Here is a 15114-nt window from a genome sequence, read left to right as displayed (position 1 = left end):
CCATTGGAACACTCACTCATCGTTACGCACGGAGAAGAAACCATCTTTACCAGCAATGAGCACTGGCTGCATCCGCTTTTCGAGCTCGAAGACTTTCTGAAAGAGAAAAACATTCCCTCTTCTGAACTTCTCGTGAATGATAAGATTGCCGGAAAAGCAGCGGCCTGCCTAATGGTTCGTTTGGGAGTCACTCGCTGCCATGTCGAACTGCTTAGTGAAAGAGCCATTCCGGTATTCAAAAAGCACGGGGTCGAATTCTCGTACAACACGTTGGTAGAACAGATTCAGTGTCGCACGGAAGACCTGATTACCGATTCCATGAGTATTGACGATGCTTATCTTTTTCTGCGCAAGCGAGCCGGACGTGTTCAGGGATTGCCCGTCAAAATTGAAAACCTGACGGTAGATATTGGTCGTAAGAATATCCTCGAAAATTTAAGCCTGGAGCTGGGAAGAGGCGAACAACTGGTTATTCACGGTGCCAACGGTACCGGGAAAACTACGTTGCTGCGGACCTTGCTGGGTTTTCTTCAGCCCGTGCAGGGAACCATTCGCGTAGGAGACATCCTCGTGGGAAGCAATGATTGGCGCCACAACCGGAGCCTGATTGGTTACGTACACCAGGAAAATGTGAAAAATACCTTCCCCATTTCGGCAGAAGAAGTGGTTGCCATCGGATTGAGTGAGCGGAAACTTTCGTCAAAAGAATTAAACTACCGTGTCGAACTGGCCATGCGGCGAACCGGCTGTTTTCATCTGGCCAAACAGTCGTATCACAATCTTTCTGGTGGAGAGAAACAACGGGTTTCACTGGCTCGTTGCCTCAGCCAGAATGCCCGCGTGCTGCTGTTCGATGAACCGACTTCATTTCTCGATTCAGGAGGTAAAGAAGACTTGCTGCAGTTGCTGAGCGAATTGAGCTCGACCGAAGCACCAACGATGATACTCGTCTCGCACGAAACAGCCTGGCTCGATCAGCTGAACTGGCCACGCAAAGAGTTAAAAGGAGGTCAGCTATGTTAGAAATGCTTTCGCTCCCTCCTATTCTGAAAGGATTGCTGGTACTGGCTTTCGCCGGATTTACCTTTCCGGTAACAGGCGTCTATCTGCTGCGCATGAACCTGCTGCCGCTGCGCTTCATGCTGATGCACGGCGCTATTCTGGGAGGTGCCATTGCCTTGGCCATGCAGTACAATCCGTTCTGGACGACTATGCTGGTGAACCTGCTCATGGTACTGCTGATGACCAAAACGTCGCGCTCCATGCAGGTCGATACCGGGCAAATCAGCATGTTCATGATGGTCATCTCCATTTCACTGGCTTTCATCTTCATCTATAAATTCAATGTTCCGGCACAGGACACTCTCTCATTGCTTTGGGGAAGTTTATTTGCGCTTAGCTGGCATGAAGTAATTGGCGTATTGGCATTTTCAGGCCTTTTGCTGGCTTTTCAGTTTCAATACAGGAGAAAGCTTCGTGCCGTGTTTTTCGATCGCGAAATCGCCTTCTCTTCCGGTGTAAACGAAGGAAGATTATACTACACCATCATTCTGTTAACGGCTATTACCGTTGCTGCTGCCATGAAACTCATCGGTGCACTTCTGCTCGATGCCCTGCTTCTTTTGCCGGCATTGATTGCATCACTTCATGCCAAAAGTTTGCGCGGAGTTATCATCTGGTCGTGCCTGTGGGGTGGTATCTTTTCCCTTTCGGGATTTTTCCTCTCACTGGCGATAGATATTCCTGCCAGTTCCGGCGTTGCACTGATGGCTTCCGTTGTCTTCATCATCATTTACCTGAATCACAAACGGTTTAAATCATAAATCAATTCACATATGAAATTCTCACCAACCCGTTGTTTCCTTGTTTTGCTATTGCTGATAGGCTTTTCATTTTCCGCGAAAGCGCAGAATGTAGTGGCCACCAATGCCTGGACCGCAGCTTTCGCTGAAGCTGCCGGAGCGAAGAATGTCACCGTGCTCGCTCCTTTTAAGATGCAACATCCCACCGAATATGAGTTACGCCCGGGCGACATTTCCCGCGTGATGAAAGCCGACCTGATTATTTACGCTGGTTACGAAACCATGCTCGACCGGATGCGCAAAGGCTTACACGTAGATGAAAACAAAATGCTGCAGATCGATACACGTTATGATTTGTCAACTCTTCGGAAATCGATCGTGAAAATTGCAGAAAAGCTGGGAACCACAGAGCAAGCGGAAGCCAACCTCAAACAGATAGAAACGGTCATCAACCAAGCTAAAGCAACACTGAAGCAGGACGGAATGCTCGAAGAGCCGGTTTTGGTTCACTTTTTCCAACGGCCGCTGGCCAAAGAGCTCGGATTGAAGATTGCCGGCGTTTTTGGCCCGGCTACCCCTGAAGCACGTCAAATTGCTGATATGGCCAAAACTCATGCGGTGCTAATCATTGACAATGCACACAACCCTGTGGGAAAACCGTTGCAGGAAGTACTTCCCGATGCGCGAATGGTATCGCTGCTCAACTTTCCGGGAACGCATGGTACCCAAACATTAATGGATGTGATTCGCTACAACGTGGAGCAATTAACGCAGGTTTCATCAGACCTGAAAAAGTAGCTCTTCTCTTTCGATCATTCGCACACAATCCGTCCGGACGAAAAATTTACCATCGGATTTTTAAATAAAATTCTATTTTTGACAAAAACAGAAACTAAACTGAATTGATATAAACATGAAGAAATCACTTAGTATCCTTTTCACCTTTTTCCTGGTTAGCATGGCCGCCACGGTTTTCGCGCAGGATGTTACGGGAGTTTGGACCACGATTGACGACAAAACCGGCAAACCGAAGTCGGAGGTCAGAATCTATAAGAAAGATGGCAAGCTGTACGGCAAAATTATCAAGCTTTTCCGGGAAGACCCGAATGCCGATCCGCTTTGCGATAAGTGTAAGGGAAACCTGCACAATCAACATATTCTGGGCATGCAAATCATTAACGGCCTGACGCAGAACGATGATGGACAATGGGTTGGAGACGACGGAATTATGGATCCTGAAAACGGAAAATTCTATGATGTAAAAATCTGGCGTGAAGGCGATATTCTTCGTGTACGCGGCTACATCGGGTTTCTGTATCGCACGCAGGAATGGGAGAAAAGTTGAAATAAGAAGAGAGACCTCAGACATAAGATTTTAGACATCTCTTAAAAATAATATGAAAAACCCCGGCATCAAGAGCGAGCCGGGGTTTTTTATTTGATCTTTTCTGTGACACAAATACTATGCAGCAGCCAGCTTACCTTCTTCACCAATATTTGAAGAGCGAATAAAACCACTTTTGCTCAGCAACCAAACAATAACAAATCCCCAAACAAAGTTCGATGACGCTGTTTCGATAAAGTGAGCCAGCCGGACTTCGGGAACCATCAAAGCATTGGGCAGCAGATGTTGAGCATTCATTAACAGAGCAAATAACAGTCCAACCATCAGCGCTTTCATCCACATACCGCTTTTCATAGCCAGCATCACCGGAATCGCGATGGCAATCCATACCAGTCCTCGAATTATCTGCAAAAGATGCAATTTCGAGAAAACGAACGAGCCAAGTTGAGCGATAAAAGTAGGTTGTGCTTCCAGGCCATCATACAAAGCTCTTACTTCGGGCACCCGCCAGGCAATGAAATAGCCGGCCAATTGGTACAGAAAGGGATAAATCACAACGCATAGCAGAGCAATGTTCACCCAAAACATGTTTCCAATTGCCGGTCTTTCCGGTTGCGTGTCCTCCTTTGGTTTCCAGTTCCCGGAAATAAGTACGGCCAGCGGACTCCAGACAAGAGACAGAATGATTCCGGTAAAAATCATCGACCAGGCCAGGTTGGCCGGCATTTTCAGATATCCGCCGAAAAACAATGCTTCAACAGCGCTCAGTGCAAACTGGATGACAAATATTTCGAGAGCAAGCAATCCCGCCAGTTTCCATCTCCGCCAGTTGGAATAATACATTAATGCATACAAAAGGGCGGTATGAATGAGACAAACAGCAGTCATGCGCATTAATAATTGTCCCGCATCAACATCCGGAGAATTCAGTTCAAAGGGAAATAATTGACTTCCAATTCCTAAACCGATGCTCCAGACAATCTGCATCAAAATGGTCAATAGCAACAATTTAGCTATGACAATTAATTTTGTTTTCATTTGTTTCAGGTTTGATTAATTGTTTGTTATTCATTACTATCGGAAAGGTTCTTTTCAATCTTTTTAAAAACCTCCAGCGTATGATCCAGTTCTTCGTCCGACAGGTTTCCCAACGCCTGTACATAAATCTCACCGGAAAGCATCACCAACTGATCCTGCAGGTTTCGTCCGCGATCGGTCAGAAAAATACGCTTGGCCCGCTTGTCATCCACATTATCCAGGCGCCGGATTAGATCGTGCTTGATCATATTATTGACAACACGTGAGATAGTTGTCTTATCGCGCTGACTTCTGTCAGCCAATTCCTTGATACTGATCCCTTCGTTGTACCACAATATGGTCAACAATGAAAACTGTTCAGGTGTAATATCCAGATTTTCTTTACGGAAGACACTTTCCACATGTTGGTGAACTTTTCTGGCTATCGCCCCCAACTGGAATATGAGGTTGTCATCCAATGATTTCGGAATTCTCATGATTTTTAGATGTATATGCAACTAAATTACAGCATCTATTTGATAAATGCAATACATATACGCAAAAAAATCCAGCTTCGGGCCTGATAGACAGGTGGAAGCTGGATTATGAGCATTGATTGAGAGAGGGATTTTATCTATTCCCTGTTTCGGGCCAGAAAATACAGTGCGATAGGACGGTAAGCTGCATGCGCAAACTTCGAGAAAGCGAACAGAATAACCAGTTCCATTGAAATGATGGTGTGAATCATAAAAATCACTTGGCTCAGCGTTTCACTCAGATTAAACGAAACGGCCACTTCCATCCAAAAACCAGTTAAACCAGCAATCCAAAGAAAGAACAAGAACATCCAGTCTGCCAGTTTAGTGGCCTCGTACGTTTTTGTAGGTTTGGTCATGCGGTAATACATGGCCAGCGATGTTCCGTAAATCAGGAAAAGTCCGGAAACGGTACCCAGGATGCGTGATGGCAACCAGATGATTGTTGCCGGATCTTTAAACAGGAAGTCGAGAATAGTGGCAAACAGGAGGCCGATAAAGCCCCACATGATTGACCAGTGCGCAAACCACGGACGAACCAGGTTGGGTTTCGTACTCCAGTATTCTCCCTCATCGGTTGAACACTTTTGATATCGTCCCATGGTTCCAATCTCGGTCAGTACTTCGCCAATCGACTGAGAAACTGATTTTTTGGTTTTATTTGAGTCTGTACTGTGTTTACGGTTCAGTCTCCGACTCATACTGAAAATGCCCAGAAGAGCCGTTAATCCTGTAAAGGAAAAGACAATCAGTCCCATCAAGTGAATGACCGCATAAGGCATCCAGCTGAAAATCCAGCGCGATACCGTGAAGTCCGGCTTCATGGTCAGTAAAAAGAACCCCAGAATCGTTGCCAAAACGAGGGTCAGCAGGATGGAAAACGGATTGCTTTTGAAAATGAGCTTCGTGATACCTGAGGGCTCATAGTTCGCAATTGCATAGCGGCGCAAACCGGCCATCAATTCACCCGGGTCGGCCTGACGCGGACAAGTTGCCGAACAATCTCCACAGTGGTAACACATCCAGAGCTCCTTGCTGCTCAGAATTTCTTCTTTCATTCCCAGCATGCTGTAGCGTATCATCATTCGCGGAAAACTGGCATTTTCTTCGGTCAGGCTGCAAACGGCCGTACAATTACCGCAGTTGTAGCAGGCGCTGAAATCGACAGCTCCGTACTTTGCAATATCTTTTGCCAGTTTTGGATCTACCTTTGACATAAGTGCTTAGTTCTTTTGATTCAAGTGATAGTAAAAATACTCGTCCATGTCATCGATCTCACCGGTCACTACATCACCATACTTTCGCATCGACATCACATAATAGGTCGCTTCATGGGCGGGAAGTTCAGTTGCCTTAGCGATTTCAGGAATGGTTTTTGGGCCTTCCTTCAATGCATCCTTGATCAACTTCTTCATTTTATTGTAATGCTTGATATTGGCTTTCACCTCCTCCGAAACCGTCCTTTTTTCCTTTATTACCTTGACGGTACGTTGTTTCTCTCCTGCCATTTTATCGGGTATTAAAGAGTTTACAATTGGTCGTTAATAATCACTCTCCTTGAGAGCATCAATCATTCCTTCTATCTCGGAATTGGTATAGCCTGAAAGCTCGATGGCATCAGTCGGACAAACCGGTAGGCACATTCCACAGCCTTTACAGTTCGATTCGTTCACTTTCGCCACCTTCTTGCCGTTCTCTTCCACAAACTCGAAAGCACCGAACGGACAAGCTGCAGAACAGCTGTCACAAACCTCACATTTTTCCGCATCGACTTTCGCCATGATGGGCTCCAATGTGATTTCCTCACGCTTCAGCAACGAATAAGTCTTAGCAGCCGCAGCCAGCGATGATTTCACCGTTTCGGTGATATTCTTCGGTCCCTGGCAGACACCGGCAATCAAAACACCGTCGATGGTCGTTTCCACCGGGCGCAGTTTGGGGTGAATTTCGTTGTAGAACTTATCGCGGCCGTGCGGAAGTTTCAGTGTATCGCCAATGGCATCATCCTTCCGGGGAGTCATTCCCGTTACCAGAACCACCAAATCAGGCTCAATTTCCAGCTCTTTTCCGGCAGTCAACAAGTCATTCACCTTGACAACTGTATGTTTTCCGTTAGAACTAACTTCAGGGAAAGTATCTTCGGTAAACTGAATGTAGATATCGCCGTTTTTGGATGATTGCTCATACAACACTTCCTGTTTTCCGTACGTCCGGATTCCACGATTAATGTGGTAAACCGTCATATCCGGCACTTTTTCACGCACTTTAATAGCACTGTGAACAGCTGAGGTACAACAGTAACGCGAGCAATATTTATTTTCACCTTCCGGCTGACGACTTCCCACGCAGTAGATATACGCCGTGCTCCGGATTTTCTTTCCGTTGATTACTAAACCCTTACCCTTGCTGAGTTCCAGGTGACGCTCCAGTTGTGGTAACGTGATGACATTGTCGTAATCGCCGTAACCGAACTCTGATTTTTCCGGCTCATACGGGTCAAATCCGGTGGTAATCATCAACGAGCCTGTCTGAAGCGTAATACGCTCTTCTTCCAGGTTCAAATCGATGGCATCGCTCACTTCGGCACATTTACCGCACTTGGTACAGTTGACAGCATCAATGGCAGCTATTTCCGGGAACTGGCCGGGATGAAAGTTCATCAACGCCTTTCGGTTGGTTAAACCGAAGTTGAATTCATCGGAAACCTCCTCAGGGCAAACCTGAATAGCTTTCTCAATTGTCGAAGCATCAGCGTCTTTCTTCACACCGCGCGAGGTGATCTTCACTTCAATCTCGAAGTTACCAACACTCCCTTTCTTGGAAACAAGTTCGGCACCAGTGAACAGATTGATATTCTGACGCTTCTTTACTTCCTGATAAAGATTTTCTACAACTGATTTTCCGGTTTCTCCCGGAAGGAAAAGCTTGCCCCACTGCGAGGTACGGCCACCAACGTAATGTGATTTTTCAATCAAATACACCTGCGAGCCCATATCGGCCAATTCAATGGCAGCTTTCATCCCCGCTACACCGGCACCAACAACGGCTACCACATTGTGAGCAGAAATGGAAACCGGGTCCATCGCTACTGAGTGTGAAACCCGCTCAACGGCAGAACGCACCAGCGAAATAGCTTTCTCGGTGGCACCTTTCTTATCGTCAGAGTGAGCCCAGGAGCTTTGTTCCCGGATATTCGCGTGAACGTAGTTGTATGGATTGAGTCCGGCCCGTTCGGCAACTGCCCTGAATGTTAAGAGGTGCAGCTTTGGAGAGCAGGATGCCACTACAATGCCGTCGAGCTCCAGGTTTTTGATGTCCTCAGCGATTTCCTTCTGTGAGGAATCGGCACAGGCAAAAATGGTATGCTTGGCAATGGCAACGCCTCCCATCTTTTCAGCTTCTTCTCTGACCTTATTGACATCAATAACGTCGGAGATATTACCGCCGCAATGACAAACGTATACGCCAATCTTGTTCTTCATGCGAAAATATATTGATTGTCAGGAAATCCTTACCAGGAAATAGGCCCAACAATATTTAATTCATTATTCAAGTAAATCAATCTTACTAACACTGAATCAAATCATTATTCAGTCAATGCAAGATAGCTGGCAGCTTCGGATGATGCCGAGCCAGCTGAAAGGATTGAATCCGGAATGTCCATCGGGCCGGAAGCCGCTCCTGCCACAAACACACCTTCGATGTTGGTCATTGCCGGACGTTTCAGTTCATCGATTTGCTTCACGTAGCGATAGTCATCGAATTCCAGCTTCTGTGTCTTGAAAACCTGTCCGATTTCATCGTTGGCCAGAATACCTACCGAAAGAACAACCATATCGTGTTCGACCTCCTTCACCTGGCCTGTTTCAATATCATCGTACCTCAAAACGAGGTTTCCGTTTTCCTTCTCCGAAATTTTACCGATTTTCCCTTTTACGAACTCAACCCCCATTCCTTTAGCTGTTTCGTAGAATTCGTTGAATCCCTTACCAAACGAGCGAATGTGCAGGTAATAAATGGTCACATCGGCCATAGGCAATGCTCCCATCAGCAATTGAGCCTGCTTGATGGAATACATACAGCAAACCTGCGAACAAATGGGATTTCCCACGGTATGGTCTCGTGAACCGGTACAAAGTACGTAAGCGAGGTTGTCGGGCATTTTACCGTCACCCGGGCGTAAAATCGTGTTGAAAGGACGTGTAGGAGCCAACTCACGCTCCATCTGCATGGAAGTGATAATGTTTTTGTATTTGCCGTAACCGTAGCGCGGCATTTTAATTGGGTCGAACAATTTGTACCCGGTAGCGACCACTACACTCTTAAATTGATAAGTCTTCTCTTCCGGCTCTTGTGAGAAGTCAATGGCATCAGCCGGACAAGCCCGTTCGCAGGCACCGCACAATGAGCAATTTTCGATATCGATGGCAGCAATACGCGGGTTCGCAATACTGAACGGAACAAACACCGCTTTCCGGCCAACCAGATTAAACTGGTACTGATCCTTCACCACAACAGGGCAAACCGGCTCACATTCCTGACAGCCTGTACAAGCGTCTTCCTTTACATAACGGGGTTGGCGTAAAATACGCGCTTCGAAATTCCGTTCGCCTTTCTTTTCGACTCCTTTTACTTCACTACCGGTAAAGATGGTAATGTTGGGATGCCGGGCCGTTTCCGACACTTTGGGTGTGGTAATACACGCTGCACAGTCGAGGGTAGGAAAAACCTTACTCAGCAGAATCATTTTGCCGCCAATCGAGAGTTCCTTCTCCACCAACAGCACCTTATAGTCCATTTTGGCCAGGTTCAGCGCTGTCTCTTCACCGGCGATTCCACCACCAATAACCAGTGCGTCGTATGATAAAACTTCGTTCTCCATGTTACATTTCTATTGTAAAATATTCCGGTTACGCCGGTACTTTGGAAAGGGCTTCGTAAAACGATTTCATGTGTTTTACGAATGGTTCGGCGCATACCGAACACAAAGCAGCCATTTTCAGCCGGGCCGGTTCAATCCCCTTAGCTTTCATCATCTCGTGTGTCTGGGCAATAATCGCCGCGGTTTTGTCCACGCAACTTTCACCGTATGAACAGTCGGTCCCGTCGGCTGCAATGAAAACACCGTCAAAGCCCTGCTCAAAGGCATGCATAATCCAGCGGGATTTAACGGAACTTGAACATCGTAACGGAATGGAATAAATGGTTGGCGGGTAGTGCATTTTCAACAACCCCGCGAGGTCAATCGCGGGGTCGGAAATCTTTTCCGTTGAAAACACTAAAATTTTAGGAGCTTTATTCGCCATTTTAGTTTTTCGTTTTAAAGCTTACGCTTTGCGTAGATAAATTTTGAAAAAGCCTGATTCTTCAACGGTGCCCATGTATTCATGGTTTTTCTTGGTAGCCCATTTGGGAATATCCTTCTTGGTACCTTCGTCAGCTGATAATATTTCCATTACTTCGCCTGATTTGATTTCAGCGATGGCTTTTTTAGCAGCCAACAGCGGTCCGGGACAAGCAGTACCACGAGCATCAACAACTTTGTCTGCCTGAATGGCAACTAATTCTTCCTGTGACATAACTTTGAGTTTTATTATATGAATAACTGAATAGCACTCTCTTCCGCGTCAGCGAGATAGGTTCCAACCCCGCAGTAATTCAGGTTCGGATAATCAATCATCTCATCCTTACTGAGTCCCATCAGGTCCATCGACATCTCACAAATGTTGATCTCGACACCTAACTCTCCCGCGGTTTTTAGTAAATCATCCAGAGAGGCTACATTCTTTTTCTTCATCAATGACTTGAGCATGGATAATCCGGCTCCGGCCATGTTCATTTTCGAAAGCTTCACGTCCGAGGTTCCCCTGGGAAGCATGGCTCCGAACATTTTAGACGTCAACTCCTTCTTCTTTGCCCTTTTCTCTTTATCGCGTAAAGCGGAAATGGCCCAGAAGGTGAAGAAAAGCTTGACTTCCATATCCATGGCTGTGGCACCGGTGGCAATAATCATTGCAGCCAGGAGTTTATCGAGTTCACCTGAAAAGACGACCATCGAAAGTTGATCCTTCTTTTTGGTGGCTTCGAGCTGCTTGATTCGACGTTCCAGTTCCAGTATTTTCTCTTCGTCAACTAATTCCATAACTTATATAAATAAGTGTACGTCAGATTCCTGGGCGGCGGTGATGTATTCACTGATACCCACGATATCGTCGACTAATTCATTAAAATCCTCCATTTTCTCGGCTCCCCAGATTTTTCCGGCCAAACCACACACATGAATTTTCACTTTGGTTATTTCTTTGGCTTCGCGGAAAAACTCCAGCCAGGGATTGACATTCAGTTTCTTCAGCGAATCCAGAAATTCCTGTTTCAGCTGAGGATTTTCAGCCATTTCCAGTTTTGTTGCGTCTGCAGCTACATCTTTTCTGAAGGCACGCGCTCCTTGCAGAAGCACGTAAATATCAACATCCATGTCATCGGCTGCTGCACCCGTCAGTACCACACCAGCTGCAGTGAGCTTATCGATACTTCCGGAAAAAAGCGCCATGGTCATTCTTTTAGGCATGATTCTCTTGCTTTAATAATTATGTAAACATTGACATATTAACAGGGGTAAAAGTATAGACATACGAAGTAGGGTGAAAAGAAATCGGTGTGAGGTTTATTTTGTTTCGGTGTGACATCGATCACATTTTTTTGCTAAATTTGGCGTCAATAAGGTTTAGCAATAGTATTTATTACCATGAGTCAGTGTCTGTGCCTGAATTGTAAAGTACGTTCGGCGGCAGCAAACCACCTTTCGATAGATGAGCTTGATCTGCTGGGAAAACGAAGTGTCGAAGTCGAGTTTGACAAAGATGAAGTCATTTTTAAGCAAGATGCATTTGCCAGTAATATTGTTTACCTGCGCGAAGGAATTGTCAAGCTGGTCATGCGCGGACACAACCGCGAGCAAATCCTGAAAGTAGTAAAAGCCCCCACCTACCTGGGCATTCCAACCACCATCGGCGACAATGTAAATAACTATTCAGCTGTTGCACTTACGCCGGTATCGTGCTGTTTTATTGACCGGGCGACTTTCAAAAATTTTGTGGAATCAAACGGGAAGTTTGCTTACGAAATACTGACCACCATCAGCAAGATCGAACTCCGACAATTCCAGAATTGTGTCAACCATATTCAAACGCAAGTGACAGGCCGTGTTGCCGGCATGTTGCTCGATTTCTCCAAAAATCTTTACGGCAGTAATCACTTTCAGTTGACCCTGACCCGCAATGATATGGCCGATTTGTTGGGAACCTCCAGGGAAACCGTTAGTCGTATTTTGACTGATTTCGTAACGGAAAAACTGATTGAGGTGCACGGAAAAGACATCACCATACTGAGTGACGAAAGGCTGGAGAAAATCAATCTCGCCGGTTAGTTCTCACCTATCTTTTTGTCGATTACGACATAAATTCCTTCAAAAGAGTCCTCTAATTAACGCAGCTTAACAAAATATAGCAAGCTTTAAGACTTCTGCGTCCGTCATTTTTTTGCCCCACTTGTTCAATATAGCAAAACACAATGCCCTTGCGGGCAGAATGCAAATATGATGGACTCAAAAATTCAGATATCATGAAAAAGAACGTCTTAACGCTTCTCGTCATGCTCATTATTATGACGTTTGGCACTTCTTCGATGGCAAGCACAAGCAGTATCAAAAGAGCACAAAAAGATACGCTCTCATCAATGATGTACCCGCCTCACATGATGGGACCCGGTGTGATGCAACCCGACATGATGCGCGCCCACCAAATGATGCACCATGGCCATAGTTTGATGATGTCACGCTACCAGGGACCATCCTACCCGAAAGTGATGAAACCCTATTTGTTCATCGTGAATCAAATACCGGAATTGCGAATGGAGCTTTCTCTTTCCGACAAGCAATATGAAGAACTGGTAGACCTACGAACAGAGTACCTGCAGAAAAAGGATGGACTGGAAGGCGAACTCAGTAAAATGAATCAGTTGTTACACAACGAATTATTGAACAACACAGCCAATAAAGCCGTGAAAGAGCAACTCAGCTCAATAACTGAAACGAAAGCCAGTGTGATGATGGCTGCCTATTCGACGGTTCAAAAAATGAGAAACCTGATGAAACCTGAGCAACAGAAAAAGCTCGACCATATGATTTCCAAAATGCTAAACGAAAGAAAAGCAAATCGCAATGACCCCAAGTTTTATCAGAGGCCATACTATGAATAAAATGAGACAATGATTCCGGCCACTGGTTGTACATCCCGGCAGTATGTTTCTCGTAGAAGCATCTGTCGGGATTTTAATTTTCCCAAAAGAAAACCTCTATATAACTAAATATTAATCAAGCAAATCACTATTTTTGGATAAACCCAAACGAAACCAACTGTTATGAAATGCTTCCTTGCTTTACTCTTATGCTGTTTTCCGTTGATTATCAATGCACAAGAATTACAATTAGTCTGGTCTGACGAATTTGACTATGAAGGACTTCCCGACTCCACCAAATGGAATTATGAAACAGGATTTGTTCGAAACAACGAAGCACAATACTACACAGACCATAGACTGGAGAATGCGCGCGTGGAAGACGGCAAACTAATTATTACAGCAAGGAAGGAACCCTATGAAGGTGCTGAATACACTTCGGCCAGTTTAAACACGAAGAAAACTTTCAACTTTACTTACGGAAGAATTGAAGTACGGGCCCGCCTTCCGAAAGGGCGCGGAGTGTGGCCTGCCATCTGGACACTTGGAAGTAATATTGACAGCATAGGCTGGCCTGCCTGTGGTGAAATCGACATCATGGAATATGTCGGCTTCAATCCCGATACCATTTATGCCAATGTTCACACCCGCGATTATAATCACAATCTGGGAACCGGAAGGGGTGACAAAATCTGCCATGAACATCTATCAGAAGAATTTCACGTATTTGGCGTTGACTGGTACCACGACCAACTCATCTTCTCGATAGAAGGAGTGCCCTATTTTACCTGCAAGGACAATGGTGAAGGTGAAGGCGCCTGGCCGTTCAACAAACCGCAATTCTTACTCATCAACCTGGCCATTGGCGGTTCGTGGGGCGGTCAGCAAGGAGTCGACGATTCGATTTTCCCGGCCGAATACCAAATTGACTACGTGCGGATTTACCAGTGGAAGGAATAAAAACACCAGCTACTTTTTCAGATTCTTCAAACGAGCCAGCAAAGGTGGATGCGAGTAATGGAAAAAGACATACGCTTTGTGTGGCGTCAGATTACTCAGGTTTTTCACCGAAAGCTTTTTCAACGAATTCCCCAACGCTTCAGCCAGTCCATAACTGGCAGCGAAACTATCGGCCTGGTACTCATTTTTCCGGGAAAAGACATTCATCCCCATCCCGATAAGGAAAGAAAGCGGCGTATACAAGATTCCAAAAGCGACCAAACCAACATGAAAGCTCGCCTGATGAGCACCTAACGCTAACGCAGGTTCTGGTCGCCCGACAACCAAAGAGAAAATATATAGCATGACCGCCGTATTCAGCAACGACAACAGAAGGCCGGAAACAATGTGCTTCTTCTTGTAGTGGCCAATTTCGTGAGCTAAAACAGCTACAATCTCTTCGTTTTCCATTTCATCCATCAACGTATCGTAAAGCACAATTCGTTTCTTCGCACCAAAACCTGTAAAATAAGCATTGGCTTTCGTCGAGCGTTTGGAACCATCGATAACAAAAATGTTGTCCAGTTTGAATCCAGCTCTTTCAGAAAAGCGTTGAATAGCATCACGTAACTCACCGTCTTGCAGTGGTTTCTGTTTATTGAAAAGTGGAACTATCAATGTCGAATAGAACATGGTCATAAACAGCGAGAAAGTCGTAATGACAATTAAAGTGTAAACCCAGAACATTCCCTGCGTCTGCTCATATATCCAAATCACCAGAGCCAATAAACCACCACCGATCACTGCCGCAAGCAACAAACTTTTGATGTGATCGAAAATGAAAGTCTTCACGGTAGTTTTATTAAAACCGAACCGTTCCTCGATAACAAAGGTGCTGTACCAACCAAATGGCAAAGTAAGGATGTCGGAAGCCAAGCCAATAACGCCGAAAAACAACAGTCCCAGCCAGATTGGACTATTGGTCCATTCGCGTAAATAATTATCGAGCCAGCCAAAACCACCCAGGGCAAACATTAAGATAATAACCAGAAAACTCAGGGAGGCAGTAATCAGTGAAAAGCGACTTTTTACCTTTTCATATTCCTGCGAACGGGCATATTGCTCTTCATTGTAAATTCCTTTCAGTTGATCGGGAAGTTGAACCGACAAGGAATTTGAATTCAAATATTCAAGATAACGTTCAAATAGAAAATCCAGAACAATGATTATCAATATGATG

At 45.4% G+C, this 15114-nt stretch carries 18 protein-coding genes; 7 read left to right on the top strand and 11 right to left on the bottom strand.

Going from position 1 to position 15114, the window contains the following annotated elements:
• Positions 1–3 precede the first annotated feature (3 nt).
• The 4 genes from GJU87_RS07515 (at position 4) to GJU87_RS07500 (ending at position 3147) form a co-directional block, all read left to right on the top strand.
• Positions 4–1023 (top strand): DUF1893 domain-containing protein, encoded by a 1020-nt coding sequence (locus tag GJU87_RS07515; protein WP_153638962.1) that lies wholly within the window; start codon positions 4–6, stop codon positions 1021–1023.
• On the top strand, positions 1017–1823 hold the full coding sequence (locus GJU87_RS07510) for a metal ABC transporter permease (RefSeq protein ID WP_153638961.1): 807 nt from the start codon (positions 1017–1019) through the stop codon (positions 1821–1823). Before GJU87_RS07515 ends, GJU87_RS07510 begins: the two co-directional genes overlap by 7 nt.
• Positions 1824–1835: 12 nt before the next feature.
• On the top strand, positions 1836–2600 hold the full coding sequence (locus GJU87_RS07505) for a metal ABC transporter solute-binding protein, Zn/Mn family (RefSeq protein ID WP_153638960.1): 765 nt from the start codon (positions 1836–1838) through the stop codon (positions 2598–2600).
• 115 nt (positions 2601–2715) lie between these two features.
• A complete protein-coding gene (locus GJU87_RS07500) occupies positions 2716–3147 on the top strand; it encodes a DUF2147 domain-containing protein (protein WP_153638959.1) in 432 nt (143 codons plus the stop codon).
• 117 nt (positions 3148–3264) lie between these two features.
• Here GJU87_RS07500 and GJU87_RS07495 read toward each other — a convergent pair whose 3' ends face one another.
• From GJU87_RS07495 to GJU87_RS07450, 10 genes are all read right to left on the bottom strand, one after another.
• Complete coding sequence (locus tag GJU87_RS07495) at positions 3265–4185, bottom strand: hypothetical protein (protein ID WP_153638958.1); 921 nt, start codon at positions 4183–4185, stop codon at positions 3265–3267.
• A 26-nt stretch (positions 4186–4211) separates the two neighbouring features.
• Positions 4212–4661 (bottom strand): MarR family winged helix-turn-helix transcriptional regulator, encoded by a 450-nt coding sequence (locus tag GJU87_RS07490; protein WP_153638957.1) that lies wholly within the window; start codon positions 4659–4661, stop codon positions 4212–4214.
• A gap of 137 nt (positions 4662–4798) precedes the next feature.
• Entirely contained in the window at positions 4799–5917 is a 1119-nt protein-coding gene (locus tag GJU87_RS07485; RefSeq protein ID WP_153638956.1) for a 4Fe-4S dicluster domain-containing protein, read from the bottom strand.
• Between the two features lie 6 nt (positions 5918–5923).
• Positions 5924–6208, bottom strand: a complete 285-nt coding sequence (locus GJU87_RS07480) for a hypothetical protein (protein ID WP_153638955.1) — start codon at positions 6206–6208, stop codon at positions 5924–5926.
• Positions 6209–6241: 33 nt separating this feature from the next.
• Positions 6242–8182 (bottom strand): CoB--CoM heterodisulfide reductase iron-sulfur subunit A family protein, encoded by a 1941-nt coding sequence (locus GJU87_RS07475; protein ID WP_153638954.1) that lies wholly within the window; start codon positions 8180–8182, stop codon positions 6242–6244.
• A 104-nt stretch (positions 8183–8286) separates the two neighbouring features.
• Positions 8287–9582 (bottom strand): CoB--CoM heterodisulfide reductase iron-sulfur subunit A family protein, encoded by a 1296-nt coding sequence (locus GJU87_RS07470; RefSeq protein ID WP_153638953.1) that lies wholly within the window; start codon positions 9580–9582, stop codon positions 8287–8289.
• A gap of 28 nt (positions 9583–9610) precedes the next feature.
• The gene (locus GJU87_RS07465; protein WP_106543623.1) at positions 9611–10006 is read right to left on the bottom strand and encodes a hydrogenase iron-sulfur subunit; all 396 of its coding nucleotides are present in this window, start codon (positions 10004–10006) and stop codon (positions 9611–9613) included.
• Positions 10007–10027: 21 nt separating this feature from the next.
• Entirely contained in the window at positions 10028–10279 is a 252-nt protein-coding gene (locus GJU87_RS07460; RefSeq protein WP_025865770.1) for a sulfurtransferase TusA family protein, read from the bottom strand.
• 14 nt (positions 10280–10293) lie between these two features.
• A complete protein-coding gene (locus tag GJU87_RS07455) occupies positions 10294–10842 on the bottom strand; it encodes a DsrE/DsrF/DrsH-like family protein (protein WP_153638952.1) in 549 nt (182 codons plus the stop codon).
• 3 nt (positions 10843–10845) lie between these two features.
• Positions 10846–11268: a DsrE family protein gene (locus tag GJU87_RS07450; protein WP_153638951.1), complete on the bottom strand. Its 423-nt coding sequence runs from the start codon at positions 11266–11268 to the stop codon at positions 10846–10848.
• Positions 11269–11445: 177 nt separating this feature from the next.
• On the opposite strand from GJU87_RS07450, the gene GJU87_RS07445 reads away from it, so the two are divergent.
• From GJU87_RS07445 to GJU87_RS07435, 3 genes are all read left to right on the top strand, one after another.
• Positions 11446–12126 (top strand): Crp/Fnr family transcriptional regulator, encoded by a 681-nt coding sequence (locus GJU87_RS07445; RefSeq protein WP_153638950.1) that lies wholly within the window; start codon positions 11446–11448, stop codon positions 12124–12126.
• Between the two features lie 194 nt (positions 12127–12320).
• The gene (locus tag GJU87_RS07440; RefSeq protein WP_153638949.1) at positions 12321–12956 is read left to right on the top strand and encodes a Spy/CpxP family protein refolding chaperone; all 636 of its coding nucleotides are present in this window, start codon (positions 12321–12323) and stop codon (positions 12954–12956) included.
• A 162-nt stretch (positions 12957–13118) separates the two neighbouring features.
• Positions 13119–13895, top strand: coding sequence for a family 16 glycosylhydrolase (locus GJU87_RS07435; RefSeq protein ID WP_153638948.1), 777 nt, complete (start codon positions 13119–13121; stop codon positions 13893–13895).
• A 9-nt stretch (positions 13896–13904) separates the two neighbouring features.
• On the opposite strand, the gene GJU87_RS07430 is transcribed toward GJU87_RS07435, so the two are convergent.
• Positions 13905–15044, bottom strand: a complete 1140-nt coding sequence (locus GJU87_RS07430; RefSeq protein ID WP_228491896.1) for a M48 family metallopeptidase — start codon at positions 15042–15044, stop codon at positions 13905–13907.
• Positions 15045–15114 lie beyond the last annotated feature (70 nt).

The organism is Prolixibacter sp. NT017 (assembly GCF_009617875.1).
GTDB lineage: Bacteria > Bacteroidota > Bacteroidia > Bacteroidales > Prolixibacteraceae > Prolixibacter.
The sequence above is the reverse complement of the archived record's forward strand: the minus strand, read 5'-3'. Positions and strand labels throughout refer to the sequence as shown.

Excerpts from the sequence above, each read along its gene's own strand:
- GJU87_RS07445 (WP_153638950.1), top strand. The coding sequence starts at position 11,446 with ATGAGTCAGTGTCTGTGCCTGAATTGTAAAGTACGTTCGGCGGCAGCA.
- GJU87_RS07450 (WP_153638951.1), bottom strand. The coding sequence starts at position 11,268 with ATGCCTAAAAGAATGACCATGGCGCTTTTTTCCGGAAGTATCGATAAG.
- GJU87_RS07435 (WP_153638948.1), top strand. The coding sequence starts at position 13,119 with ATGAAATGCTTCCTTGCTTTACTCTTATGCTGTTTTCCGTTGATTATC.
- GJU87_RS07465 (WP_106543623.1), bottom strand. The coding sequence starts at position 10,006 with ATGGCGAATAAAGCTCCTAAAATTTTAGTGTTTTCAACGGAAAAGATT.
- GJU87_RS07455 (WP_153638952.1), bottom strand. The coding sequence starts at position 10,842 with ATGGAATTAGTTGACGAAGAGAAAATACTGGAACTGGAACGTCGAATC.
- GJU87_RS07485 (WP_153638956.1), bottom strand. The coding sequence starts at position 5,917 with ATGTCAAAGGTAGATCCAAAACTGGCAAAAGATATTGCAAAGTACGGA.
- GJU87_RS07490 (WP_153638957.1), bottom strand. The coding sequence starts at position 4,661 with ATGAGAATTCCGAAATCATTGGATGACAACCTCATATTCCAGTTGGGG.
- GJU87_RS07495 (WP_153638958.1), bottom strand. The coding sequence starts at position 4,185 with ATGAAAACAAAATTAATTGTCATAGCTAAATTGTTGCTATTGACCATT.
- GJU87_RS07460 (WP_025865770.1), bottom strand. The coding sequence starts at position 10,279 with ATGTCACAGGAAGAATTAGTTGCCATTCAGGCAGACAAAGTTGTTGAT.
- GJU87_RS07500 (WP_153638959.1), top strand. The coding sequence starts at position 2,716 with ATGAAGAAATCACTTAGTATCCTTTTCACCTTTTTCCTGGTTAGCATG.
- GJU87_RS07470 (WP_153638953.1), bottom strand. The coding sequence starts at position 9,582 with ATGGAGAACGAAGTTTTATCATACGACGCACTGGTTATTGGTGGTGGA.
- GJU87_RS07510 (WP_153638961.1), top strand. The coding sequence starts at position 1,017 with ATGTTAGAAATGCTTTCGCTCCCTCCTATTCTGAAAGGATTGCTGGTA.
- GJU87_RS07475 (WP_153638954.1), bottom strand. The coding sequence starts at position 8,182 with ATGAAGAACAAGATTGGCGTATACGTTTGTCATTGCGGCGGTAATATC.
- GJU87_RS07505 (WP_153638960.1), top strand. The coding sequence starts at position 1,836 with ATGAAATTCTCACCAACCCGTTGTTTCCTTGTTTTGCTATTGCTGATA.
- GJU87_RS07440 (WP_153638949.1), top strand. The coding sequence starts at position 12,321 with ATGAAAAAGAACGTCTTAACGCTTCTCGTCATGCTCATTATTATGACG.
- GJU87_RS07480 (WP_153638955.1), bottom strand. The coding sequence starts at position 6,208 with ATGGCAGGAGAGAAACAACGTACCGTCAAGGTAATAAAGGAAAAAAGG.